Origin of the sequence: Nonomuraea turcica, from assembly GCF_030718205.1 — a bacterium.
Classification (GTDB): domain Bacteria; phylum Actinomycetota; class Actinomycetes; order Streptosporangiales; family Streptosporangiaceae; genus Nonomuraea.
Window position 1 is genome coordinate 44,444 of sequence record NZ_JAUZQF010000023.1, and the last position, 23,253, is coordinate 67,696.

At 69.6% G+C, this 23,253-nt stretch carries 28 protein-coding genes; 14 read left to right on the forward strand and 14 right to left on the reverse strand.

Going from position 1 to position 23,253, the window contains the following annotated elements:
* The first annotated feature begins 165 nt into the window (after positions 1–165).
* Positions 166–579: a hypothetical protein gene (locus Q9G87_RS44410; RefSeq protein WP_305922658.1), complete on the forward strand. Its 414-nt coding sequence runs from the start codon at positions 166–168 to the stop codon at positions 577–579.
* A 14-nt stretch (positions 580–593) separates the two neighbouring features.
* Here the strand turns inward: Q9G87_RS44410 and Q9G87_RS44415 are convergent, their stop codons facing one another.
* Together Q9G87_RS44415 and Q9G87_RS44420 are read right to left on the reverse strand one after the other, a co-directional pair.
* The gene (locus tag Q9G87_RS44415) at positions 594–1,403 is read right to left on the reverse strand and encodes an MBL fold metallo-hydrolase (RefSeq protein WP_305922659.1); all 810 of its coding nucleotides are present in this window, start codon (positions 1,401–1,403) and stop codon (positions 594–596) included.
* 8 nt (positions 1,404–1,411) lie between these two features.
* On the reverse strand, positions 1,412–1,609 hold the full coding sequence (locus Q9G87_RS44420) for a hypothetical protein (protein ID WP_305922660.1): 198 nt from the start codon (positions 1,607–1,609) through the stop codon (positions 1,412–1,414).
* A gap of 163 nt (positions 1,610–1,772) precedes the next feature.
* On the opposite strand from Q9G87_RS44420, the gene Q9G87_RS44425 reads away from it, so the two are divergent.
* Both Q9G87_RS44425 and Q9G87_RS44430 read left to right on the forward strand, forming a co-directional pair.
* Positions 1,773–2,222, forward strand: a complete 450-nt coding sequence (locus Q9G87_RS44425; protein ID WP_305922661.1) for a hypothetical protein — start codon at positions 1,773–1,775, stop codon at positions 2,220–2,222.
* A gap of 1 nt (position 2,223) precedes the next feature.
* The gene (locus tag Q9G87_RS44430) at positions 2,224–2,949 is read left to right on the forward strand and encodes a class F sortase (protein WP_305922662.1); all 726 of its coding nucleotides are present in this window, start codon (positions 2,224–2,226) and stop codon (positions 2,947–2,949) included.
* On the opposite strand, the gene Q9G87_RS44435 is transcribed toward Q9G87_RS44430, so the two are convergent.
* Complete coding sequence (locus Q9G87_RS44435) at positions 2,950–5,010, reverse strand: acyl-CoA dehydrogenase (protein WP_305922663.1); 2,061 nt, start codon at positions 5,008–5,010, stop codon at positions 2,950–2,952.
* Positions 5,011–5,066: 56 nt separating this feature from the next.
* Entirely contained in the window at positions 5,067–5,591 is a 525-nt protein-coding gene (locus Q9G87_RS44440) for a GNAT family N-acetyltransferase (RefSeq protein ID WP_305922664.1), read from the reverse strand.
* Positions 5,592–5,674: 83 nt separating this feature from the next.
* Here Q9G87_RS44440 and Q9G87_RS44445 point away from each other — a divergent pair, with 83 nt between their 5' ends.
* The 5 genes from Q9G87_RS44445 (at position 5,675) to Q9G87_RS44465 (ending at position 8,862) form a co-directional block, all read left to right on the forward strand.
* Positions 5,675–6,205 carry an AAA family ATPase gene (locus Q9G87_RS44445; protein WP_305922665.1) on the forward strand — a complete coding sequence of 177 codons (531 nt, stop codon included), beginning with the start codon at positions 5,675–5,677 and terminating at the stop codon, positions 6,203–6,205.
* A 234-nt stretch (positions 6,206–6,439) separates the two neighbouring features.
* The gene (locus tag Q9G87_RS44450; RefSeq protein WP_305922666.1) at positions 6,440–6,808 is read left to right on the forward strand and encodes an RNHCP domain-containing protein; all 369 of its coding nucleotides are present in this window, start codon (positions 6,440–6,442) and stop codon (positions 6,806–6,808) included.
* A 1-nt stretch (position 6,809) separates the two neighbouring features.
* Positions 6,810–7,214, forward strand: a complete 405-nt coding sequence (locus Q9G87_RS44455; protein ID WP_305922667.1) for an RNHCP domain-containing protein — start codon at positions 6,810–6,812, stop codon at positions 7,212–7,214.
* 76 nt (positions 7,215–7,290) lie between these two features.
* On the forward strand, positions 7,291–8,139 hold the full coding sequence (locus tag Q9G87_RS44460) for an alpha/beta fold hydrolase (RefSeq protein ID WP_305922668.1): 849 nt from the start codon (positions 7,291–7,293) through the stop codon (positions 8,137–8,139).
* A gap of 354 nt (positions 8,140–8,493) precedes the next feature.
* Positions 8,494–8,862: a hypothetical protein gene (locus tag Q9G87_RS44465; RefSeq protein WP_305922669.1), complete on the forward strand. Its 369-nt coding sequence runs from the start codon at positions 8,494–8,496 to the stop codon at positions 8,860–8,862.
* Between the two features lie 170 nt (positions 8,863–9,032).
* On the opposite strand, the gene Q9G87_RS44470 is transcribed toward Q9G87_RS44465, so the two are convergent.
* Together Q9G87_RS44470 and Q9G87_RS44475 are read right to left on the reverse strand one after the other, a co-directional pair.
* Positions 9,033–9,185, reverse strand: coding sequence for a hypothetical protein (locus Q9G87_RS44470; RefSeq protein WP_305922670.1), 153 nt, complete (start codon positions 9,183–9,185; stop codon positions 9,033–9,035).
* A gap of 232 nt (positions 9,186–9,417) precedes the next feature.
* Positions 9,418–10,566, reverse strand: coding sequence for an FAD-dependent oxidoreductase (locus Q9G87_RS44475; protein WP_305922671.1), 1,149 nt, complete (start codon positions 10,564–10,566; stop codon positions 9,418–9,420).
* A gap of 85 nt (positions 10,567–10,651) precedes the next feature.
* Between Q9G87_RS44475 and Q9G87_RS44480 the strand changes: the two genes are divergently transcribed.
* The 3 genes from Q9G87_RS44480 (at position 10,652) to Q9G87_RS44490 (ending at position 12,490) form a co-directional block, all read left to right on the forward strand.
* Complete coding sequence (locus Q9G87_RS44480; protein WP_305922672.1) at positions 10,652–11,269, forward strand: TetR/AcrR family transcriptional regulator; 618 nt, start codon at positions 10,652–10,654, stop codon at positions 11,267–11,269.
* Positions 11,270–11,376: 107 nt separating this feature from the next.
* Positions 11,377–11,715 (forward strand): cupin domain-containing protein, encoded by a 339-nt coding sequence (locus Q9G87_RS44485; protein WP_305922673.1) that lies wholly within the window; start codon positions 11,377–11,379, stop codon positions 11,713–11,715.
* 97 nt (positions 11,716–11,812) lie between these two features.
* Entirely contained in the window at positions 11,813–12,490 is a 678-nt protein-coding gene (locus tag Q9G87_RS44490) for a class I SAM-dependent methyltransferase (protein WP_305922674.1), read from the forward strand.
* Positions 12,491–12,555: 65 nt separating this feature from the next.
* On the opposite strand, the gene Q9G87_RS44495 is transcribed toward Q9G87_RS44490, so the two are convergent.
* Both Q9G87_RS44495 and Q9G87_RS44500 read right to left on the reverse strand, forming a co-directional pair.
* Entirely contained in the window at positions 12,556–13,431 is an 876-nt protein-coding gene (locus Q9G87_RS44495) for a tetratricopeptide repeat protein (protein WP_305922675.1), read from the reverse strand.
* 19 nt (positions 13,432–13,450) lie between these two features.
* Positions 13,451–14,884, reverse strand: a complete 1,434-nt coding sequence (locus tag Q9G87_RS44500) for an aldehyde dehydrogenase family protein (protein WP_305922676.1) — start codon at positions 14,882–14,884, stop codon at positions 13,451–13,453.
* A 154-nt stretch (positions 14,885–15,038) separates the two neighbouring features.
* Here Q9G87_RS44500 and Q9G87_RS44505 point away from each other — a divergent pair, with 154 nt between their 5' ends.
* The gene (locus Q9G87_RS44505; RefSeq protein ID WP_305922677.1) at positions 15,039–16,118 is read left to right on the forward strand and encodes a class I SAM-dependent methyltransferase; all 1,080 of its coding nucleotides are present in this window, start codon (positions 15,039–15,041) and stop codon (positions 16,116–16,118) included.
* A 6-nt stretch (positions 16,119–16,124) separates the two neighbouring features.
* On the opposite strand, the gene Q9G87_RS44510 is transcribed toward Q9G87_RS44505, so the two are convergent.
* Entirely contained in the window at positions 16,125–17,060 is a 936-nt protein-coding gene (locus Q9G87_RS44510; RefSeq protein WP_305922678.1) for a hypothetical protein, read from the reverse strand.
* 49 nt (positions 17,061–17,109) lie between these two features.
* Here Q9G87_RS44510 and pgeF point away from each other — a divergent pair, with 49 nt between their 5' ends.
* Positions 17,110–17,817, forward strand: coding sequence for a peptidoglycan editing factor PgeF (pgeF, locus tag Q9G87_RS44515; protein ID WP_305922679.1), 708 nt, complete (start codon positions 17,110–17,112; stop codon positions 17,815–17,817).
* Here pgeF and Q9G87_RS44520 read toward each other — a convergent pair.
* Genes Q9G87_RS44520 through Q9G87_RS44535 form a run of 4 tightly spaced genes read right to left on the reverse strand, consistent with a single transcriptional unit; the run spans position 17,814 to position 20,453 of the window.
* On the reverse strand, positions 17,814–18,155 hold the full coding sequence (locus tag Q9G87_RS44520) for a hypothetical protein (RefSeq protein WP_305922680.1): 342 nt from the start codon (positions 18,153–18,155) through the stop codon (positions 17,814–17,816). The two genes, pgeF and Q9G87_RS44520, sit on opposite strands and share 4 nt — an antisense overlap.
* A gap of 26 nt (positions 18,156–18,181) precedes the next feature.
* Positions 18,182–19,333: an ATP-dependent DNA ligase gene (locus Q9G87_RS44525; protein WP_305922681.1), complete on the reverse strand. Its 1,152-nt coding sequence runs from the start codon at positions 19,331–19,333 to the stop codon at positions 18,182–18,184.
* Positions 19,333–20,052 carry a pyrimidine reductase family protein gene (locus Q9G87_RS44530; protein ID WP_305922682.1) on the reverse strand — a complete coding sequence of 240 codons (720 nt, stop codon included), beginning with the start codon at positions 20,050–20,052 and terminating at the stop codon, positions 19,333–19,335. Before Q9G87_RS44530 ends, Q9G87_RS44525 begins: the two co-directional genes overlap by 1 nt.
* Before the next feature lie 44 nt (positions 20,053–20,096).
* The gene (locus Q9G87_RS44535; RefSeq protein ID WP_305922683.1) at positions 20,097–20,453 is read right to left on the reverse strand and encodes a hypothetical protein; all 357 of its coding nucleotides are present in this window, start codon (positions 20,451–20,453) and stop codon (positions 20,097–20,099) included.
* Between the two features lie 182 nt (positions 20,454–20,635).
* On the opposite strand from Q9G87_RS44535, the gene Q9G87_RS44540 reads away from it, so the two are divergent.
* Positions 20,636–21,031, forward strand: a complete 396-nt coding sequence (locus Q9G87_RS44540; RefSeq protein ID WP_305922684.1) for a hypothetical protein — start codon at positions 20,636–20,638, stop codon at positions 21,029–21,031.
* Between the two features lie 6 nt (positions 21,032–21,037).
* Here the strand turns inward: Q9G87_RS44540 and glgX are convergent, their stop codons facing one another.
* Positions 21,038–23,161, reverse strand: a complete 2,124-nt coding sequence (gene glgX, locus Q9G87_RS44545; RefSeq protein WP_305922685.1) for a glycogen debranching protein GlgX — start codon at positions 23,159–23,161, stop codon at positions 21,038–21,040.
* Positions 23,162–23,253: the final 92 nt, after the last annotated feature.

The window sequence follows — 23,253 nt, forward strand, 5'->3', positions numbered from 1 at the left end:
CCTTCAGTCGCTACCGATCAACCCAGAGAGAACAACCGCAGTTCTATGGGCAACCACAGGTTCGCATAGCGAGCGCCGCAACAGTTCATACCCTCATGATGTTCGCTGGCTCCCGCTACACCGGCGTCTTCGGTCCTGTCGGTCATCCGGCTCCGGGGGGAGGAGGTGCGCGGCCGCATCGGTCCCGTTCTGGCCGGGCCGACCGGCAGATCAACGTGGCTCGGGTCGTCTCTGCTGGTCTCCGCGCTCGCCGGGGTCATCTTGCTGGCGGTGTACGGTGCCGCGCTCGGCATCGGCGCCGCCGTGTCGACCGGCGATCTCGGCCTCGTGGGAGAGACCATCGGGGCGAGCCTGCTCCGCGTCCCGGAGGTGCTGGTGCTGCTCGCCGTCCTCGTCCCGTTGCTCGGGCTCGCCCCGCAGGCCATGGCCGTGACGAACACGTCGGTGCTATCCCACCTCCCCTGGCACCCGTTGGGGTCGTTCGCCCCGGTGGCCACGGTGGTGCTGGTCGTCCTCGCCGCGGCGCTGACGAGCCTCGGTCTGTACGGCCTGCGCCGCCGCGACCTCGCCGCAGGTTGAGCCGCCGCCGCGGATCAGTGGCGGATGAGCCGGTGCGGGGCGAGCTCTCGGGTCTCGCCCCGTTCCAGGCAGACCATCCGGTCGGCGTGCCCGGCCTGGTCGATCTGCCGCCGGAAGTCCTCCAGCGGCGAGCTGAAGACGGTGTAGTCGTCGTAGTGCACCGGCACCACCGTCTTGGGATTGATCACATCCACCCATGAGGCGCCCTGCTCGCCGTCCATGGTGACCATCAGCGTGCCGAGCCTGGTGCCGCCCAGGTGGACGAGGGCCAGGTCGATCTCCGGGAAGCGGCGCGGAATCGCGTCCAGGCGGCGGTCGAGCAGCGTGTCGCCGCTGATGTGCAGGCGCAGCTCGATGCGCTCGTCCCGGTTGTAGAACTCCAGCATCGTGCCGATCACCGGCGGCAGCAGCGCCTCGGCCGCGCCGGGCGCGTGCCTCGCGGGCAGGGCGGTGATCACGACGGTCCCGCCGGGGCCGCGGAGCTTGTGCTGCTGCCACTCCTCCAGACCCACGCTGCTGCGGAACCCCCGCCAGCGCAGCTTGCGTGCCGCTGTGGTGGTGGTGATGATCGGCGTGTCCCTGTCGAGGCCCCGCCGGGCGACCCGGTCCCAGTGGTCGCCGTGCAGGTGGGACAGCACCACCGCGTCCAGGGTGGGCAGGTCCTCCATCTCCACCGCGGGGTCGGTGAGCCGGCGCGAGCTCAGGCCGAATCCCAGATACGCCCGCTGACCCCGATGCAGGAAGTTCGGATCCGTCAGCAGCGTGAAGCCGTTGTAACGGATCAGCGTGGTGGCGTTGCCGATGAACTGCAGGCTTCCCTTCACCTCTCGCCTCACTCTGGATACGGCGAGCGCTGGCCGGGAGGCACGCCGCCGCCCTTGCCGCCGCCTTTGCCTCCCTTGTCGGTCCCGTGCGGGCGGATGGTCCGCCGCTTGGCGCCGCTCTTCGTCTCAGGTATGGCGTGGGCGGATGTGGAGTCGGTGGCCGCCTTGCCTGATCTGCGAAGTTCGGGCTGTTGTGGTTGACTCATGGCTTTTGTCCCCCTAACGGGGTACTTCTGCCACGTCGGCGGCCGACCAAACACTCCGTATCCGCCTGTTTCACTTCGGTTACATTACTTGACTCCCCGTCCAATAGTTCGCAAGGCTCACTGCTGCATCGGGGGGCGACAACCGACGAATTCGGGAGCCTTCATGGCAAGAGCGCGACGTCTCGCGGCCGCTGGAGCGGTCACGGCATTCATGGTCGCAGGAGTGAGCCTGGCGGCGGGCATCGGCACCGCCTCCGCACAGTCCGGCCCTGAACTGCCGGACGTGGTCCCCACCTGCCTCCTTCCACTGCCGATCCTCTGTGACGAACCCCCGCCGGACTCGAGCACCCCCGCACCCGAGGATTCCTGGTCGGGCGAGCCCGCGCCGGACGAGGAGCCCTGGCCCCACCAGCCGGGACCCGAGGCGAATGAGGATCCGTGGCGGCCGGCGGGCGAGCGCGAGCACAAGGTGCCCGAGGGGCATCCGGAGACCGGCGGGGGCGGGCTCACGCAGGACGGCGCGGTGTGGCCGTTCGCGCTGGGCGGTACCGCGCTGCTGACCGGGGCCGGGCTGGCCGGGTTCGCGGTACGGCGCCGCGGGGATGCCGCCTAGGGTGGCCGGCAGTTCGCGCGCTCCCGCTGAAGCGGCCGGTGGGTCGCGCGCTCCTGCCGACGCGACGCGCGGGACACGTGCTCGCGGAAATCGGCTGATCCTGGCCATCGCGGGCGTCATCACCGTGGCCGGGGCGCTGCTGATCTGGTCCGGGCTGAGCGGCATCGTGGGCGGCGAGCCCGAGACGACGCCGGTCGCGACCGCACGCCCGGCGCCGATCGCTGGCGTGCCGCTCTCCAAGATGGCCAGGCCCATGGAGGCCGCCCGTCCCACCGCCGTCTACATCCCGTCCATCGGCGTCGCCGCGCCGCTGACGGAGCTAGGCCTGGACACGCGCGGCGCCATCGAGAACCCGCCGCTCGACGCCCCGAACCTGGCCGGCTGGTACCGCTACGGCCCCGTCCCCGGCCAGCGTGGCGCCGCCGTGATCACCGGGCATCTCGACACCAGGAGCGGCCCCGCCGTCTTCGCCCGCCTCAAGGAGGTCAAGCGCGGCGACCAGGTCCAGGTGCTGCGGGCCGACCGCTCGGTGGCCGTCTTCGTCGTCGACAAGGTCGAGCACACGCCGAAGACGCACTTCCCCGCCAAGAAGGTCTACGGCAAGCTCGCCTATCCGGGGCTGCGGCTGGTGACCTGCGGCGGGGCGTTCGACCGGCAGGCGCACAGCTACCGGGACAACACGATCGTGTACGCGCACCTGGCGGCCCCGTACTATCCCAAAGGCTGATCACGGGTCCCGCGGCAGCCCCAGCACCCGCTCGGCGATGATGTTGAGCTGCACCTCCGTGGTGCCGCCGCCGATGGTGAACGCGCGGGTGGTGAGGATCATGCGATTCCAGTACGGGTCCGCCGGGGCCAGCGACCAGCAGAACTCCGAGATCGCCTGCGCGTGCCGCATGCCGAGCAGCTTGCGGACACTGGAGGCCGCTCCGGGATCCGTGCCGGACAGCTTCGAGAGCGTCACACGCAGGCCGAGCGCCGAGATGGCCTGGCCCTCCGCCCACAGACGTCCCGCCTGCTCGCGCTGCGCCTGCCGGAGCTCGGGCAGGCGGGCGATCAGTTTGACCATGTCGGTGTGTTGCGAGCCGGGACCCCAGGAATCGCCGAGCGCGACGCGTTCGTGGGACAGCGTGTCGCGGGCGACCCGCCAGCCTGCGTTCACCTCGCCGACGACCAGGTCGTCCGGCACGAAGACGTCGTCGAGGAACACCTCGTTGAAGATCTCCTCGCCGTTGATCTCCTTGAGCGGCCTGACGGTGATCCCGGGGGAGGACATGTCCACCAGGAAGTACGAGATCCCGTCGTGCTTCGGCCGCTCGGGCGCGGTGCGGGCGAGGCAGATGCCCCAGTGGGCGTACTGCGCGAGCGACGTCCAGATCTTCTGCCCGCTCAGCGACCAGCCGCCCTCCACCTTCGTGGCCTTCGTCGACAGCCCGGCCAGGTCGGAGCCGGCTCCCGGCTCGCTGAACAGCTGGCACCAGACGATCTCGCCGGTCAGCGTGCCCGGGAGGAAACGTTCCTGCTGCTCGCGGGTGCCGTACCGGACGATGGACGGGACCGCCCAGGCGGCGATGCCCAGGTTCGGGCGCTTGAGGTCGCGGAACTCCTGGTGGATGATCACCTGCTCGAGCGGGGAGGCGGCCCTGCCCCACGGCCTGGGCAGGTACGGCATGATCCAGCCCTCGCGGGCGAACCTCGCCCGCCTGGCCGCCGGCTCCTGCGCCCGCAGCGACTGCGCCTCCGCCCTGATCGTGTCCCTGACGGCCGCGGCCTCGTCGGGCAGGTCCGGCTCCATCGCCCGCCGCGTGCCCTGGACCGCCAGCCCGGCTGCCTCCTCCGCCCAGGGGCCGGGGTCGCCGGCCAGCATGCGGTCGGACAGGGCGCGGCGATAGTAGCGGTGGGCGTCGTGCTCGAAGGTGTAGCCGATGCCGCCGAGCACCTGGATCGCATCCGCCGCACACCGCACGGCCGCATCGGGCCCGAGCACCGCAGCCACCCCGACCGCCAACCGCGTCTCATCCGAGAGGCCGGTGTTCCCGACGGCGGTGTCCATGGCCCGGGCGGCGTCCCAGACAGCGGCGCGGGCCTGCTCCAACGCCACCAGAGCGGCGGCCACCCGATGCTTGACGCCCTGGAACTGCCCGATCGGCCGGCCGAACTGCTCGCGGACCTTGGCGTAGCCGGCCGCCGTCGCAACGGCCCACGCCGCAAGGCCGCACGCGTCGGCGCCCAGCAGCACCGCGGCGAGCTCCCGTACGGGCGCGTGGGGGAGCACCCGGTCGGCGGGGACCTGCCCGCGCGGCGTCACGGAGCAGAGGGCCCGGTCGAGATCGACGCTGTCGGCGGGCTCGGCAGCGACATCGTCACGACCCAGCACGGCCCACGCGCCACCGCCTACCGGCAGGAGGAAGAGGTCGGCGTCGCACGCACCCAGAGCGAGCAGCCCGGCGCCGGCGACCGGGGCGTCGGCGGGGAGAGCGACGGTCGCGGTCATCGAGCCGTCGGCGAGCGCCTTGACCAGGTCCCCGTACCGGTCGCCGCCTGAGCGGGCGAGAACCGCCGACGTCAGGACCGTCGGCAGGTAAGGGCCGGGGACGCGCCGCTCGCCCAGCACCTCGAGCGCGACGCACAACTCCAGCAGCCCGTACCCCTGCCCGCCGTGCTCCTCCGGAAGATGCAGCCCCAGTAGCCCTTGCCCGGCGAGGGCCGCGTAATCGACGGTCCGCTCCGCCAGCCCCCGAACGGAGGCGGCCAATGCCAGGTGTTCCTCGCTCAGCCCGATCCCCATGAGCCGAATCTAGAACCTTATTCGGTCAATCACCAGTCGGACCCGGAAGGAGCCCTTCACTCCTGCCGGGTGGGCTGCACGGCCCGACGGCGCGTCAGCACGCGAGTGGTGCCGCCGTCATCCTCTGCTATGTCCCGGACGTGCTCGAATCCGATCCTGTTCAGCACGGCCAGTGAGGCACTGTTCGACGCCGCCACGGTGGCGTACACCTCCGTGAGCCCCAGGGTGTCGAAGCCGTAGGCGACGATCGCCTCGGCCAGTTCTCTCCCCAGTCCCGATCCCCACACATCAGGGGCCAGTGCGTAGATGATCTCGTAGCCTTGGACCACGTCGGTCTGCTTGATCTCAGCGTGTCCGATCAAACGACCGTCCCGACGAACGGCCCAGACGTCGAACAGATCCTGGGCATAGACCTTCGTGAAGATCCGTCCGAACAGCGCGCGGTCCTCCGCCTCGGGAGCAGGCCCGTCGCCCATCCACTGCGAAACCCTCCGGTCCTGGAACAGGGCGACGAAGTCTTCCTGGTCTTCGGGGACGTACGGCTCCAGCAGCAGCCGCTCAGTGCGCAGAGTCGGGGTCATGGACGGCGAAGCTAGCCGTGCGCCGCTCTCCCGGCAAATCGCCCCGATCGCTCCTTCGCGACTGCTGCGACAGTATTGACGGCATGCTCATCGTCATCGGCGGCCTGCCCGCGACGGGAAAGACCACGCTCGCCCGCCTCCTCGCCGAGCACATGGGCGCCGTGCACCTGCGCATCGACACCATCGAGCAGGCGATCGTCCGTTCCGGCCTGGCCAGTCAACCCCTCGGCCCCACCGGCTACGTCGTCGGGTACGCACTGGCCGGAGACCACCTTCGGGGCGGACTCACCGTGATCGCGGAATCCGTCAACCCGCTGGCGATCACCCGTGACGCCTGGCGAGACGTGGGGACCGAGGCGCACGTACCGACCGCGGAGGTGGAGGTGATCTGCTCGGACCCGATCGAGCACCGGCACCGTGCGACCTCGCGCTCGACCGACATCCCTGACCTCCACCTTCCCGACTGGCAGCAGATCATCGACCGCGCATACGAACCTTGGGATCGGGAGCACATCGTCATCGACACGGCCGGGCAGACTCCAGACGACTCGCTCAATGTCCTCCTGCGCGCCCTGCACGACGGTCGGCACGCAGGCGAAAACCATTGGCGGTAGGCGATCCGGCGCCGTTACCCTCGCACGTGGCCGAGTCGAACGGGCGGGTCATGCCGCCGTGGAAGGGGTGGGTTGATGTCTGGCACCGCGCCAAGTGCGCCTCGACGTGTTGCCGGCGAATCCTGCCTCTGACGCATCACATCTGTCATCGTCCTGACGGGGCCGGGCCGGCCGCGGCTGGCGCACTTCCTTGCTGTCTTCACCCCCATTCGTTTCCGGCAAGGAGTACCCGCGTTGTCTGCCAACGGCAAACCACGTTCCATCGTCAACACCGAGACCTTCCAGTGCGTCCGCTGCGGCCTGACCGTGACGGCGACCGCCCCTGACGGCACTCGCCGCAACCACTGCCCGAGCTGCCTGCACTCGCAGCACGTGCTCGACCGTATGGAGGGCGGCCCGTCCGAGTGCCGCTCGCGGATGATCCCGATCGCGATCGCGGTCCTCCGCACCGGCGACTGGATGATCATCCATCGCTGCACCCGTTGCGGTGAGCTGACGTCCAACCCCATCTGCGGGGACGACAACCAGCTCATCCTCATGCGCATGGCGGTACGCCCGCTCGCGCAGCCGCCGTTCCCGCTCGAGGCGTTCGGCGACCTGTGACATGCCCAGGAGGAACCCGGCCCGGGAGAGGCCGCAACGGCGCAAGACCGCGCATCATCACCGGGAGCCGGCGGACGCGTCCCGCTGCGTCGGCTGCCGGCTGGACGTCCCGATGATCGCGCCGGGCACCGCGCACCGCAACCACTGCCCGCACTGCCTGACCAGCCTGCACGTCGACCACCGCATTCCGGGGGACCGGCGGGCGGGCTGCCGGGGCCGGATGGCGGCGCTCAGCGTCACCGTCCGGCCGGACGGGGAGTGGCTGATCATCCATCACTGCGAGTCCTGCGGCGAGCTCAGCGCCAACCGCATCGCGGGCGACGACAACGCGCTGGCGCTGCTCCGCATCGCCATGCGCCCGCTGTCCGACCCCCGCCTGCCGGTGAACGCCCTGCTTGCCCTCTGATCCTCACCGGGGCCGTGCGGTACGGCCCTGGTGAGACACCTGGCGCTCGCATTCCCTGGTCGTTAGGCTCGGCCGGGTGGTGAAAGAGCTGACCCTGGATCTTGGCGACGACCGTACGCTGCACGTCTACGACTCGACTGCCGGCGATGCCGATGATCGGCTGACGGTCTTCTGGCATCACGGCACGCCCAACATCGGCACGCCCCCGGAGCCCCTCTTCCCGGTTTCTGACCGGCTCGGCATCCGCTGGGTGTCGTACGACCGTCCTGGCTACGGCGGCACCACCCCTGTTCCCGGCCGGAATGTGTCTTCGGCGGCCGAGTACGCTCAGCGCGTCGCCGACGCTCTGGGCATCGCCAGGTTCGCCGTCATGGGTCACTCGGGTGGCGGCTCGCACGCCCTGGCCTGCGCCGCGCTGCTGCCCGACCGGGTGCTGGCCGCGGTGAGCGTGTCGGGACTGGCTCCGTACGGCGCGGAGGGGCTCGACTGGTTCGCCGGCATGTCCACCTCGGGCGAGGCCTCCCTGCGTGCCGCCGTCGCGGGACGCGCGGCGAAGGAACGACACGAGGCGACGGCCGAGTACGACCCGGAGATGTTCGCCCCTGTGGATCATGCGGCGTTCACAGGTGAGTGGTCCTGGTTCGACAGCGTCGTCGGCCCCGCCCTGGAGGGCGGCCCCGGAGGGCTGATCGACGACGACCTCGCGTACGTCGCCCCGTGGGGCTGCGATCCCGGCCAGGTGACCGCTCCGGTGCTGCTCATGCACGGCGGTCAGGACCGGGTCGTGCCCAGTTCACACGGCGAATGGCTGGCCCGCCACTGCCCTCGGGCCGAGCTGCGGCTCTACCCGGAGGACGGGCACATCTCGATCCTCCATGCGGCGGCTGACGCCTTGGAATGGCTCGGCGTGAACGCCGCTGCCTGAGGCCTCGAAAATCAAACGTCGCACGTGTTTCGATCTGAGCCATAAAGGCGGCTCGGCCTCACATTCACCCGAGTTGTCCGACGCCGTACGGCGCGCGCGGATCCGGGCCCAGCTTTCGCCGCCGAGAGCGGATGAAACCGGCAAATCACCTCATTCTGTTTTATTTCATGAAAGCTCAAAAAGAGCCATGGATGCGTTAGAATCAAGCAAACACACGAAAGCCCCCCGTTTACTGCACACTTATCCAGGAAAGAAGATGCACGGATAGCACATTTGGCTGCCATTCATCAACGTTTTCCCAATCACCCGGAAAATATTGAGAACAGGGCAACCGAACCTTTGGGGGGAAATTCAATGCCCAAGTTCAAGACTGCGACCGGGGCTCTCGCGGTCAGCGTCGCCATGTCCGCTGCCGCCGTCACGCTGGCCGCTTCCTCGCCCGCCTACGCCGGAGGCGCGCCGCCACAGCCCAAGGGGCAGCCCGTCAAGGAGCAGCCCGTCGTGAGCCACGCCAAGCCCAAGCATCACCACCACTACAGCTACCACTATCGCCAGAAGCAGAAGGCCCACCTCTGGATCCACAACAACAACCATCAGAACCAGCATCAGGTCGCGCGCCAGGACCAGGACCAGGCCCATGCCCAGGTCGAGAAACAGGTCTCAGACAACGAGTCGTTTTCGACCGACAACGCGTTTGCGACATCTACCGCCGACGGCTCGTAGTCTCGTAGAGCGCGCAGGAGCGCGTTTGAATGGTCGAGTGGCGATCACGTGACCTTATCCAGGTCGTAGTGAACCGCGGCAGAGTGCCTGTGTCCCGCAGTGGCTTCACCTACTCCGACGGAGAGGCAATGAGCCGGCGCGGGACACAGGCACTCCGTTTCATCGCCGCCTTACCCGGCTCCGACGCCGGCCTGGATGTTCTCGGCGGCCTCCTGCGGGCTGATGTCCGCCGCTTGAGCGGCGCCCTGCAGATCCTGTGCGGTGATGTTGGCCGGATTGCCGTGATCGTCGTTCGGCTCTCCGCAGCCACAGCTCAGACACATGTCAGTCTCCCCCCTGTAAGCCCGCACCACCTACCCGGCAGCCGACGACGAAACAGGCGTGCCGTGGGGGCCGGCTGATAACGCCATGGTGATCGAGATCTTCGATCGCCATGACAGGCCAACCTGTAGCCTCATCGAGCAGCACACGGGCATACGTTCCTGTTCGACTGCATCGAGGGTCGGGCTTGGGGCATCACGTCTGGGCTTACGTGCAGGTGTTGCCGTGGTTTCGTCATGCTGGGGTGGGCTGGTTGTAGAGCCAGCCGGTGGCCCTTTCGTAGAAGTGGCGGAAGAAGACCGGCATGACGAGGTCGTTGATTCGGCGTTCGATCGGTCCGGCGGTCTTGGCGTCGCGGTTGTCGCTGGCGGCCTTGACCATCTTGGCGATGCGGGTGCGGCGGGTCTGGGCATAGTCGGCGAGGGCCTGGGGGATGTCCCGGGCCGTAGCCAGCGAGCGGGCGAGGACCAGTGCGTCCTCGATGGCCATGGAGGCGCCCTGGCCCGAGCCGACCGGGTGCCCGGCGTCACCGAGCAGCACGACGCGGTCGTTGTGCCAGGTCGGCACCGCGGCCAGCTTGTGCATGAGGGTCGGTCGGTGCACCTCGACGGTGGATTCCAGGATGGCGGTCGCGCTCTTCTCGTGGCGGTAGAGCTCGGTGAGCTCGGGGATCCAGTCGGCGACCGCATTCAGGTCCGGCTCATCGGGGCTGGCGACCTGGGCGGACCACCACAGAGCCCCGTTCGGGGCCGGGACGTGGATGAAGGCGCCGTTGCGCGCGAAGGTCATGTTGAAGGTGCCGGGGGTGACCGTGAGTCCGGCGGGCATTTCGGCGACGCCCGAGACGCTGAACAGGCCCGCGTACTCGGGGGCGGGCGCGTTTGGGTCGAGCACGGTGCGGGTCCGGGACCAGATGCCGTCCGCCCCCACCAGCAGGTCGGCGTCGTCGGTGCGGCCGCCGGCGAACTCCGCCCTCACTTCGGTCGCGGTCGTCACGGCGCCGGTCAAGCGTTCTCCCGTGACCAACTCGGCGCCCGCGCGCACCGCGTGGTCGCGCAGGACCTCGACCAGGTGGCCGCGCGCGAGCGTGACGCTGTGCATCGGATCGCCGGACAGCCGGCCGCGCGGCACGTCGCCCAGGAGCCTGCCCGAACTGGACCACATGTGCTGGCGCGCGATGTCGATGCCGGCCCGCCGCACTTCCTCCAGGCAGCCGAGCGTCTCCAGTCCGCGCAGACCGTTGACGGCGAGGCTGAGGAAGGAACCCATCTGGCCCGCGGGGTCGGGATAGGCCTCGTAGACGGTCACCTCGCAGCCGAGCCGCCGCAGGGCGATCGCGCCGGCGGCCCCGGCGACGCCGCCGCCGATGATGATGGCACGCATAGTGAACCCCAATTCAGTGAATCTTTATTCGGCGAACGAGGGTTCAGTATGCTTGGCTTGTGGAACGAGGTCAAGGAGAAAAGGCGTGACAACGCGGAAGATCAAGGCGGCCGAGACCGGGCAAGCGCTCAAACAGGCAGCCCGGAAGCTGTTCGTCGAACGCGGCTACCTCAACACCAAGGTGACCGACATCACTCGGGAGGCCGGGCGGGCCACCGGCTCGTTCTACGACCACTTCCCCAGCAAGGAAGCACTGCTCCAGGCACTGCTGGAGGAGATGGCGGTGCAGGCCGACCGGGAGATCGACGCCGCTGGGCACCCGCGCGAGCACGACCTCGGCGACCCCGGCCAACTCCGCGCGCACATCGCCGTCATCTGGCACGTCCTGGGTGACCACCTGCCGGTAGTGGCGGCGCTGATGCAGTCGAGAATCGCCGAACCACCCGGCGACGGCCATGTCTGGCGGCACATGCTCGCCGAAACCGATACGCTCCGCGACCACCTGGAGTACATGCGAGAGCAGGGAAAGACCTTGCCGGGAGATCCCGCCCTGGTCGCCGCCGCGATCGGCTCGATGATCTCCCTGCTGGGCTACGCCATCCTCGGGGCGGGTCAGAACGGGCCACGTCTGCCCGCCGAGGAGATCATTGACACGCTCACGGCCCTGCTCCTCCACGGACTCGCCGGCCGCACGGCCGGCTGACCTGGGGTCTGCCTGTCGCGTCGGCTCCCGACTTGCCGTGATCTTGCGGCATCCGCCTATATTTCGTCGCCACAACCCTTGAAGGTGTGCATGACTATGATTCCGTCATGGAGATCATCAAGGGTGCGGGGGTGTGGACGCCGCTCGCTGCCGGAGCGGCCAACGACTGGGTGGAGCACCTGAGGGTGCCGGACCTGTCGGTCGGAACGTACTGTATTCCGGCGGGCGGGCGCGACGATCAGAGCCCGCACACTGAAGACGAGATCTACGTGGTCACCGCGGGCCGGGCCAAGATCGTGACCCCGGACGGCGCTGCCGAAGTGAACCCCGGTTCGGTGATCTTCGTGCCGGCGGGCGAGGAACACCGCTTCGACGAGGTGAGCGAGGACCTGGCACTGCTGGTGGTGTTCGGCCCGGCGTACGGCTCGCGCGCCCAGGGTCGGTGAGTTGTTCTTAGGGCAGGATCGCGCTGTTCGGTGACCACAAGCCCACCGATACGTTGCTCGGAGTGGAGACGCTGGCCGCGCCCGGCTACCTGATCGAGTGGACGCGATCACGGTGCCCAGCACCGTGATCGTTTGTGAGAACATGTCCGGATGCCGCGCCCGTTCGGCGGCGGCCAGCAGCGCGCGAAAAGCCACCGCGATCGCAGAAGGCATCACCAACCTGCGGTTCGAACAGGGCGACGCCCAGGTGCACCCTTGCCCCGAGGGCGGTTTCGACGTGGCCATCAGCAGGGGCGGGATCATGTTCTTCGCCGATCCCGTCGCAGCGTTCGCCAACATCGGCCGTGCCCTGCGACCGAGCGGCCGCCTCGCGTTCGTGTGCCTGCGGGAGATGGCGCGCAACGAATGGTTCACCGTTCCGATGACAGCGCTGCTCGGACACCAGCCCAAGCCCTCGGCCACCGCACCGTACGCCCCAGGCATGTTTTCCTTGGCCGACCCTGGCCGCATCAACGACGTGCTCACCCACGCCGGCTTCCAGAATGTGCGAACAGTGCCCATCGACACGTCCATGGTCTACGGCACAGACGCCGCCGCCTTCATCCTCAGCAGCGGGCCGGTCCGGTTTTACCTCCGCACGGCCGACCGGTTCACCGTCGACCAGGCACGCGAACGACTGAGCGCGGCGTTGCGCCCCTACCACGAACCCGACACCGTCCGTATGCGCGGCGCCTGGTGGGTTGTCACCGCCACCCGGCCACGGCGTCGTAGTTGACTGTTTGGGCACTCCCATGCTCCGAAGCTCCGCGACGCGAGGACCGCGCTTTTCGCCGGGGACCCCTAGCCGCCGAATTCCAGGTGGAGGGCCTGGGTGAAGTCGGAGACCGCTTCCTCATGGCGTTCCAGCTCCTGGAAGATCTCGCCCCTCACCCGATACGCCCACACGTACTCGGGGTCCAGCTCGATCGCCCGGTCCAGGTCGGTCAGCGCCGCCTCGTTGTCGCCCAGCTCGCTCAGCACCGCACCCCTGCTCCCCAGCGCCCGGTCATTGTCCGGGTCCAGTTCCAGGGCACGGCTCAGGTCGGTCAGCGCCTCCTCGTAGCGGTCCACCATGCGCAGGGCCTCGCCGCGCCGGCTGAGGGCTCGCACGTGCTCGGGGTCCAGGTCCAGCGCCTTCGTGTAGTCGTCGATCGCCTCGGCGTACAGGTGCAGGCGCTGATACAGGTCGCCGCGGGCCACCCAGGAGTACGGCAGGTCGCCGTTCAGGGTGAGGATCTTGGCGTGCTCGTCCAGGGCCTCGTCGAGGCGGTCCAGGTCCACCAGGGCGTCCGCCTTCGCCTCCAGGATCCACAGGGAGTCGGGGGAGAGGGTGAGGGCGTGGTCGAAGTCGGCCATGGCCTCCTCCAGGCGGCCCATCGCGGCGTGGGTCTGGCCGCGCGAGCCCAGCGCGTACGCACTGTCCGGCTCCAGCTTCAGCGCCTCGTCGAAGTCCTCCAGCGCGGCCTCGTACCGCTCGATCATGCGGTGGCTCTCCCCGCGCAGGCGCCAGGCGCGGGCGTTGTCGGGCGCCAGGGCGATCGACTCCGTCAGGTCGGCGATCGCGGCGTCATGCCGCGACAGGGCGATGTACGATTCGGCGCGGCTACGCAGCACCGATGCCCGTGACTGGGCGGCTGCCTCCGAAAGCCCGGAGTGGTCCTTGATCCCCTCGCTCACGAGGGGCAAATCTATCTGACTAGATCTGGATAATGGCGGCTTTTTCGCGGGTGAACTCGAGGACCGAATCGTGGCCGTACCCGCTGTCCTTGACCCCTCCGAACGGCAACCCCGGCGGCATCTGGCGGAAAGTGTTCACCCACACCGTGCCGCTCTGCAGATCCCGGACGAAGCGGTGCGCGCGGCCGAGGTCACGGGTCCAGACGCCGGCCGCCAGCCCGTACGGGGAGTCGTTGGCGATCTCCAGCGCCTCCTCGTCCGTCTCGAACGGCAGCGCCACCGCCACCGGCCCGAAGATCTCCTCCTGGCACACCCGCAGCGAGTTGTCCTCCGTCGTGAACAACGTCGGCTCGACCCAGTAGCCGCCGGGCAGTCCAGGCACGACGTCCGCGCCGGTCCGGCCGCCGAAGACCAGCCTGGCGCCCTCCTTCTCGGCCAGTTCCAGGTAGGAGGTCACGCGCTCGAACTGCCCCGCCGACACGATCGGCCCCATCGTCGTCGCCAGATCCTGCGGGTCGTCCAGCACCAGGCCCGCGCAGATCCGCTGGATCCGGCCCAGCATGTCGTCCCAGATCGAGCGGTGGATGAGGATGCGCGAGCCGGCCACGCAGACCTGCCCGGCGTTCCCGGTGTAGATGGAGTTCACGGTGACGCCCTGGGCCGCCGCGTCCAGGTCGGCATCCGGAAAGACGATATTGGGGGATTTGCCGCCCAGCTCGAACGTCATCGGCTTCAGCGCGTCCGCCGACGCCCGGGTGATCGCCTGGCCGGTCGCCGTCGAGCCGGTGAGACTGATCTTGCCGACGTCGCGGTGCCGCACGAGGGCGTCCCCGACCTCCTCGCCCAGGCCGCTGACGATGTTCAGCACCCCAGGCGGGAACACCCCGGCCAGCAGCTCGCCCAGCCGCAGCACCGACGCGCTCGCCTGCTCGGCCGGCTTGACGATCACGGTGTTCCCGGCCGCCAGCGCGTACGCGGCCTTCGCCGAGAAGGTGGAAATGGGGGAGTTCCACGGGATGATGCAGACCACCACCCCGTACGGCTCCCGCCGCGTCAGCCCCAGCGCGTCAGGACCGAGGATGACCGTCTCGCCCTTGACCGCGTCCAGGCACTGCCCGGCGGCCAGCTGCCACAGGTACGCCATCCCCGGCAGGTCCTTCTTCAAGGTGTCCCGCAGGATCCTGCCGTTGTCGCGGGTCTCCAGCCTGGCCAGCTCCTCGGCGTGCCGGCCGAAGACCTCCGACACCTTGCGCAGGAAGTGCGCCCTGGCCAGCGCGGGCAGCGCCGACCAGGCGGGGAACGCGGCACGGGCCGCCGCCACGGCCGCCTCGGCCTCGGCGGGGCCGCTCGCGGGGATCCGCGTCCACACCTCGCCGGTGGCCGGGTCGACCGAGTCCATCGTCCGGGCCGCGGCGATCAGCTCGCCGCCGATGAGATTACGATAATCAGGCACGCAGCCAAGCATATGCTTGCTTGATAGGATCAAGCCATAAGTCCTGACATGTCGATGAGGGCATGCGCCTGGTCGCCCAAGAGCCTGTAAAGCGCCCGAACATGGGCGCATAGTCACAGAGGTGTGGGGCAAAACGCTTCGCAAGGTGGTGGCTATGTCATATCGACGACTTTTGGGGCGGCTCGCGTACGGCTCCCGTTATGACCGTGTTCCTTGGGGCCAGCGGGTCTATGTGCGGCCCGGCGAGCGGGCGATCCGCGAGGCGCAGTGGAAATGGCTGACCAGGCGCGCGCCGGTCATCTCGCTGGAGGCGTACCGGCAGCTCAGGCCGCTGGGGGAGATCGAGGAGTTCCTCAGCTGCATGATGTGCGGGGAAGCCCGCCAGCAGCCGCTGTTCGAGCCGACCGGCGGCTCCGGCTCGTGGCGCTACTACGTCGTGCGCTGCCCGTCGTGCGGCTTCCTCTATCGCAATCCGAACGTCCGCCCGGAACGCCTCGGCGACCTCTACGCCACCGGCTACAGCAAATTCCTGTCCGGCAAGTACGCGGCCAACCGGCAGCGCCGCTACGACCTGACCATGAAGGCGTTCTCGCCGGTCTTCGACGAGGGCAAGGAGCGACGGCTGCTGGACTTCGGCTCCGGCGTGGGCCTGTTCCTGGAGCTGGCCGAGCAGCGCGGATTCGACGCCTACGGCGTGGACCTGTCGCCGGAGTCCGTCCAGCAGGCCAACGAACGGCTGAGCAAGGCGCGGACCTACTTTGGCGCGCCCGAGGACGTGCCGGAGATCGCGGCGGGCGGGTTCGATGTGATCACGCTCTGGTCGGTGCTCGCGCATCTGCCTCGGCCGCTGGAGGACTTCAGGAAGTTCCGCAGCCTGCTGGCGCCCGGCGGGGTGCTGCTCATCCTGACCGTCAACGCCCGGTCGCTGCTGCTCAAGGCGTATGGGTCGGCGTGGAGCGGCTTCACCAAGAACCACCTGATGTTCTACTCCTCGGAGACGGTGCGCACGCTGCTCGGCCGTACGGGATTCGCCGGCGTCGCCTTCGCCCCCCACTACGGCGACACCATCGAGGCCGGCACCACCAACCTGGCGCCCGATTTCGTCACGCGGCTGCGGCGCAACGTGGAGGCCAGCGACGGCGGCAACATGATGCGCGTGCTCGCCTTCGCCGACGAGGAGGCGATCGGCCGCTGGGGCGGCGGCCCGCTCACGGTCCACCGCCTGCACGCCTAGAAGCGGCTAGACCTCGGGCACGCCCAGGTCCGACGGACGCGAGTGGGCGGGCAGCCGCTTGGCCAGCTCGGGATCGAGCTGCTCGATGAGCCGCTGCACCAGCGCGGCCCGCCGCACCCGCTCGCGGCCCAGCTCGCGCGGCACCACCCCTAGGTGCCCGCCGGAGGGGTAGATGTTGGGCGCGTTGCGCAGCCCCATCTTGAGGTAGACGGGCGCGGTGGCCCGGACGATCTCCACCGCCTCGTAGAACCGTACGAATCCGCCCTGGTCGTCCGGCACCTCAAGGTACAGGTCGATCGGCAGCCGGGTCGCGGCCCGGATCTCGGCCAGGTGCGGCACGGTCAGGTCGGTGCCGACGTTGACCGTCGTCGCGCCCAGTCGTTCGAGGATCGCGGCGGTGGGGCCGTTCGTGAGCGGCAGCAGCACGGACGTCTTCAGCACCAGGTTGGCCGGTAGCGTGCCGTCCTCCTTGAGCGTCCGCAGCACCTCCAGCATGCCGAGATCGCCCACCAGCAGGCTGCGGATGCCCAGGGAGCAGGCCCGCAGGGCGTCGGCCACACCCGCCGCGACCATCGCGTTCCCCCGCGCCGCCGCCCCTACGGCCTGCGTGAGCTTGGCCTGCCCGCCGGTGTCCCAGGCGGCCCGCGGCCCGAGGAACAGATTTATCTCGATGCCGCGCTCGGCCCCGATCCTCGCCATGTCGGAAATTTCATCGTCCGTCAGCATCATCACGCCGCTGCCCTGCGACGTCCTCGCGATCGGCACACCCAGCCGGTCGGCCTCCGTGACCACGGCCTCCAGCACGGCCGGCCCCTCCACGCTGGGGATCTCGTACCGGTACGGGGCGCCGTCCGCGAAGCCGCACCCGGACGGGGCGGCCAGCTGGACCACCGGGTGTCCGAGGCGGGCCATCAGCACGTGCAGGTCGGCGAGGTTGGTCATCGGGAATCCCTTCCATCAGGTACGTCTCCCAGCACTCTAGGATCTAGGCATGCAGCTGGCTCCCGGAGTGCACGTCGCCATCACCGACCGGCACGGCGGCGTCAGCGCCCCGCCCTACGGCTCGCGCAACCTCGGCGGCATGGTCGGCGACGACCCCGCGGCCGTGCGGGCCAACCGGGCAGGCCTGGCGGCCGAGCTGGGCGTGCGGGCGGTCGTCTACATGCGCCAGGTCCACAGCGCCGACGTCGCGTACGTGAGCGAGCCGTTCGGCGACGACCCGCCGCCGCTCGACGGCGTGTTCACCACCGAGCCGGGGCTGGCGCTGGCCTCACTCGGAGCGGACTGCCCCGCTGTGCTGGTGGCCGACCCGGAGGCCCGCATGGTCGGCGCCGCGCACTCCGGCCGCCCCGGCACCGAGGCCGGCATCGCCACCGCCCTGGTGGCGGCCATGGCCGCCAAGGGCGCCGCGCCGGGCAGGATGGTCGCGCTGGTAGGGCCCGGCGCCTGCGGCCGCTGCTACGAGGTGCCGGCCGCGCTGCGCGAGCAGGTGGCGTCGAAGGTCCGCGAGACGTGGTCCACGACGTCGTGGGACACCCCCGCGCTCGACCTGCGGGCCGGCATCGAGGCCCAGCTCAGGGCGGCCGGGCTGGCGGACGTACGCCACGACGCCCGCTGCACGATCGAGTCCGAAGAGCTCTACTCCCACCGTCGTGAGCAGCCGGGCGGCCGCTTCGCGGGGCTCATCTGGCTGGCCTAGCCGCCCTTGCCCCGGTTGTTGAACAACACGTTGACAATGATGATCGCCACCCAGATCGGGATCACGTAGCCCGCACGGCCGTCGCCCACCAGGACGAACAAGATGGTGGTGAGGGTGCCGAGACTGAGCGACACGATCGCCAGGGCCAGCCGCTGCGCGTCGCTCGGCCCCTGGTGGGCAACCGACTTCGGGGCCGCCTGGGCCAGGCGCTCATCCACCCGCCGGTCGACCTCCTTGCCCATCGTGTCGAGGAACGACTCCACGATCGCGTCCTCGAACTCGGGCCCGAGCTCGCGGCGGGCGGACACGGCGGCCTTTAACTCATCCCCAGTGCTCATGCATCGAGATATATCGGGATATCGGGCTAGTGGGCAAGGATGTCGTCAAGGTTGTAACTGACCGGACGCTCCAGTTGCTCGTACGTGCACGACTCAGGCGTGCGGTCGGGCCGCCAGCGGCGGAAGTGCGCGGTGTGCCGGAACCGGTCGCCTTCCATCTGGTCGTAGGCCACCTCCATCACCCGCTCCGGCCGCAGCGGGATGAACGACAGGTCCTTCTTGGCGTTCCAGCGCGACACCGCCCCCGGGACCCGCTGCCCGCCCCTCGCGGGCCCGGCGGCCGGCTGGCCGATGTTGGCCGCCGCCTGCTCGGCCCAGTGGCCCCACGGGTGCTCGCTCAGCTCCGCGACGAGCGGCCTGAGCTCCTCCACCAGCTCGGCCCTGCGCGCCATCGGGAACGAGGCCGCCACCCCCACGTGGTGCAGCCTGCCGTCGTCGCCGTAGAGCCCGAGCAGCAACGACCCGACGATCGGGCCCGACTTATGCTCCCGGTAGCCGCACACCACGACATCGGCCGTGCGCTCGTGCTTGACCTTGAACATCGTGCGCTTGTCCGGCACATACGGCTGGTCGCCCGGCTTGACGATGATCCCGTCGAGCCCCGCGCCCTCGAACGTCTCGAACCACTCGTGCGCCTGCTCGTCGCTGGTCGTGACGGGGGTCAGCCGGACGGATCCGACCTTCTCCGGGAAGATCCCCTCCAGCCGGGCGCGCCGCTGCGCGAACGGCGCCTCCATCAGCGACTCCTCGCCCAGGGCCAGCAGGTCGAACGCGATGAACTGGGCCGGCGTGCGCTCCGACAACATCTTCACCCGCGACGCGGCCGGATGGATGCGCTGCTGCAGCGCGTCGAAGTCCAGCTGCGACCCCATGGGCAGCACGATCTCGCCGTCCACCACGCACTTGTCCGGCAGTTCGGCCCTGACCGCCTCGACCAGCTCGGGGAAGTAGCGCGTGAACGGCCGCTCGTTGCGGCTGCCCAGATAGACCTCGTCCCCGTCGCGGAACACGATGCACCGGAACCCGTCCCACTTCGGCTCGTAGAACAGCGTGCCGTCCTGCTTCGGCATGGTCTTGACCGCCTTGGCCAGCATGGGCGGCACGGGCGGCCGCACCGGCAGATTGGGCACCGGCTCCGGCTCTTGGACCGTCCCGGTCGGCTCCGTCGGCTCGCTCATCAGCTGTGCTCCCTCACATACCTGCAGAAGAGGACCCCCTCTTCTTCCAGCACTTGCCTGAGATCCAGTGTGACGTGCGCGGGCTCGCCGTTTTGAATGCGCGCCGCGCCGCCGCCGACCAGCATGGGGCTGATCGACAGGCACAGCTCGTCGACCAGGTCGTCGGCCGACAGCTGGGCGTTGATCCTGGGCCCGCCCTCGCACAGGATCCTGGTCAGCCCGCGCTCGTGCAACTGCGTCACCGCCAGCCGCATGTCGACGCTGTCCTCGCCGACCACGATGACGTCGGCGTGCCTGGCCAGCTCCTTGCGCCGCTCGTGGGGCGAGGACTCGCAGGTGATCACGATGGTCTGGCTGGTGGCGTCGGTGAACAACTCGTCGTCGAGGTCGAAGCCGAGGCTGCGGCTGATGACGGCGATGTGCGGCACGTCGGGGCGGCCCTCGCGGATCTCCGCCCACGAGTCGCGCGGCTTGACCGGGCCGTATCCCTCCTTGCGCACGGTCGAGGCGCCCGCGACGACGACGTCGGCCAGCCCGCGCAGGACCTGGAAGATCCGCTTGTCACCGCTGCTGGACAGGCCGCCCGAGCGGCCTTTCAGCCAGGCGGCGCCGTCGGCGCTGGCGACCATGTTGAGCCGCAGCCACGGCCGGCCCTGCGGGTAGGCGTATGCCTGCGCGATGTCTGGGTTGTCCTGTATGTCGGGATAGATGCGCCGCACTCCTCTACCTTGGCACACCGCACCGACAACCGCCCCACCCAGCTTCACCACCCCACCGACCCCGCCCTGCCCGGCCTGGCACGCCGCCGGGCTCGGCCCACGGTCCTGGCCGGCCCACGGTCCTGCCCGGCCCGGCTCGGCCCGCTGCCCGGCTCGGGCCGTCGCGCTGCTCGGGCCGTCGCGCTGCTCGGGCCGTCGCGCTGCTCGGGCCGTCGCGCTGCTCGGGCCGTCGCGCTGCTCGGGCCGTCGCGCTGCTCGGGCCGTCGCGCTGCTCGGCCCCGCTGCCAGCCCTGCCCCGCTGCCGCGTCCGGGTCTGTGCCCGTCCGGGTCTGCCGGCCGTCGGGCCCACTGCTCTGTCCGGGCTCGCCGCCGGTCCCGGCCAGCGGGGCGTGCCCGTTCACCGCCCCGCCGGGCCCTGCGTTGGCGAGGCGGGGAGGCTACCGGCGCACGCGGGCCGTCCGCGGGCGCCTGCCTCCGCAGATGGCGAGCTTTCCGGCAGGTGCCGCTTTCGTGTATGCGGAGACATACCGGCGACTCTCGGCTTAACGTGACAACAGGGATGGGACGGACAGGGGAGGGCCCCGTGGGTCTGGTCACCGCCGGGACGTGGACGATCGCCGCAGTCGCGGGGCTGCACCTGCTCTGGCACTGGCTCTCAGGAGGCGGCATGCGCCGGGCCAAGGTCACCCGCTTCCCGGCGACGCTGGTCTTCTCCCATCCGGTGCTCGCGGTGTCGGCGCTGGTGTGCTGGGTGGGCGCCCTGGTCACGGGGAGCCGGGTGCTGGCGTGGGTGGCGTTCGGGGGACTGGCGGCGGCCGCGCTGCTGGGGTTCGCGATGTTCACGCGATGGCTCGGGGCGGGCCGGCACGAGAAGGGCGGCCCGGGGTTCCCCGCGCTGGCGGTGATGTTGCACGGGCTGGCCGGAGTGGCGACGTTCGTGCTGGTGTTTCTCACGGCCAGCGCGGCACGCGTCTTTTGAGCTCCCCTACCTGCCTGGGCGCGGGCGCCTGAGCACCTGGAGGGAGCGGGCCGTGACGGCCACCACGTCGCCCCCGTGCCACTCGTCCTCCCCGAACGCGTCCTCCACCGTGTCGTGGCTGGTGTCGAGGACGGGCAGCCACTCGGTGCCGAACTCCTCGCCGGGCAGCGTGAACGACATGTTCTCGTGGTGCGCGTTGATCAGCAGCAGGAACGAGTCGTCGACGATCTTCTCGCCCCGCGGCCCAGGCTCGGTGATCGCCTCGCCGTTGAGGTAGACCATGAGCGACTTGGCGTAGCTGATGTGCCAGTCGCCCGCCGTCATCTCCGCACCGCCCGGCGTGAGCCAGACCAGGTCGCGGGCGCCGTTGTCGGGGTGGCGGCCCTGGAAGAAGCGGCGGCGCTGGAAGACCGGGTGCTCGCGGCGCAGCTTCGACAGCACGCGGACGAACTCCAGCAGGTCGGACTCTGCGTGCACCATCGACCAGTCCACCCACGCCAGCTCGTTGTCCTGGCAGTAGGCGTTGTTGTTGCCGCGCTGGGTGCGGCCGATCTCGTCGCCGTGGGACAACATCGGCACGCCCTGCGACAGGAACAGCGTGGCCAGGAAGTTGCGGCGCTGGCGACGGCGGAGCGTGACGATGCCGGGGTCCTCGACCGGACCCTCCGCGCCGCAGTTCCATGAGCGGTTGTCGTTGGTGCCGTCGCGGTTGTCCTCGCCGTTGGCCTCGTTGTGCTTGTGGTCGTACGACACCAGGTCGGCCAGCGTGAACCCGTCGTGGCAGGTCACGAAGTTGATCGAGGCGACCGGGCGGCGGCCGGACGACTCGTAGAGGTCCGCGGAGCCGGTCAGGCGCGAGGCGAACTCCGGGAGGGCGGAATGCGTACCCCGCCAGAAATCCCGGACGATGTCGCGATATTTGCCGTTCCACTCCGTCCACAAGGGCGGGAAGTTTCCGACCTGATAGCCGCCCGGGCCGACGTCCCACGGCTCGGCGATCAGCTTGACCTGGGAGATCACCGGGTCCTGCTGGATCAGGTCGAAGAAGGCGCTCAGCCGGTCCACGTCGTGCAGCTCGCGCGCGAGCGCCGACGCCAGGTCGAAGCGGAACCCGTCGACGTGCATCTCCAGCACCCAATAGCGCAGCGAGTCCATGATCAGCTGCAGCGCGTGCGGCGAGCGCACGTTGAGCGAGTTGCCGCACCCGGTGTAGTCGAGGTAGTAGCGCCGGTCGCCGTCGTGCAGCCGATAGTAGGCCGCGTTGTCGATCCCCCTGAACCCCAGCGTGGGCCCCATGTGGTCGCCCTCGGCGGTGTGGTTGTAGACCACGTCGAGAATGACCTCGATGCCCGCCTCGTGCAGCGCCCGCACCATGGCCTTGAACTCCAGCACCTGCTGCCCCCGCGTGCCCGCGCTGGAGTAGCGGCCGTGGGGTGCCAGGTAGGCCATGGTGTTGTAGCCCCAGTAGTTCGTCAGCCCGCGCGCCACCAGGAAGTGCTCCGGCACATAGTGGTGCACCGGCATCAGCTCGACCGCCGTGACCCCCAGCGACAGCAGATGATCGATGATCGCCGGATGCCCCACGGCGGCGTACGTGCCCCGCAGGTCCGGCGGCACGTCGGGGTGCCGCATGGTGAGCCCGCGCACGTGGGCCTCGTAGATCACCGTCTGGTGGTAGGGGATGCGCGGCGGCCGGTCGTTGCCCCACTCGAAGAACGGGTTGATGACCACGTTCTTCGGCATATAGGGCGCGCTGTCCTCCGTGTTGCGCCGGGAGGGATCGGTGAAGTAGTAGGGGAACAGCGCCTGGTTCCAGGTCAGCTCGCCGTCGATGGCCTTGGCGTAGGGGTCGAGCAGCAGCTTGGCCGGGTTGCACCGGTGTCCCTGCGACGGGTCGTAGGGGCCGTGCGCGCGGTAGCCGTATCGCTGGCCCGGCTGGATCCCCGGCAGGTAGCCATGCCAGACGAAACCGTCGACCTCGGGCAGATCCACCCGCTCTTCGGTGCCGTCATCTTGAAAAAGGCACAGCTCGACCCGCTCGGCGACCTCGGAGAACACCGAAAAACTGGTGCCAACACCATCCCAGGTGGCGCCGAGTGGATAGGGCTCGCCCGGCCAGACCTCGCGCATGTGGCCCAATTGTCGCACGGGAAAACCGCTCTTGGTCCTCAATGAGCCGATGGCCTCACGACCAGGACACCTACGGGCCCCGATCGCCGGCG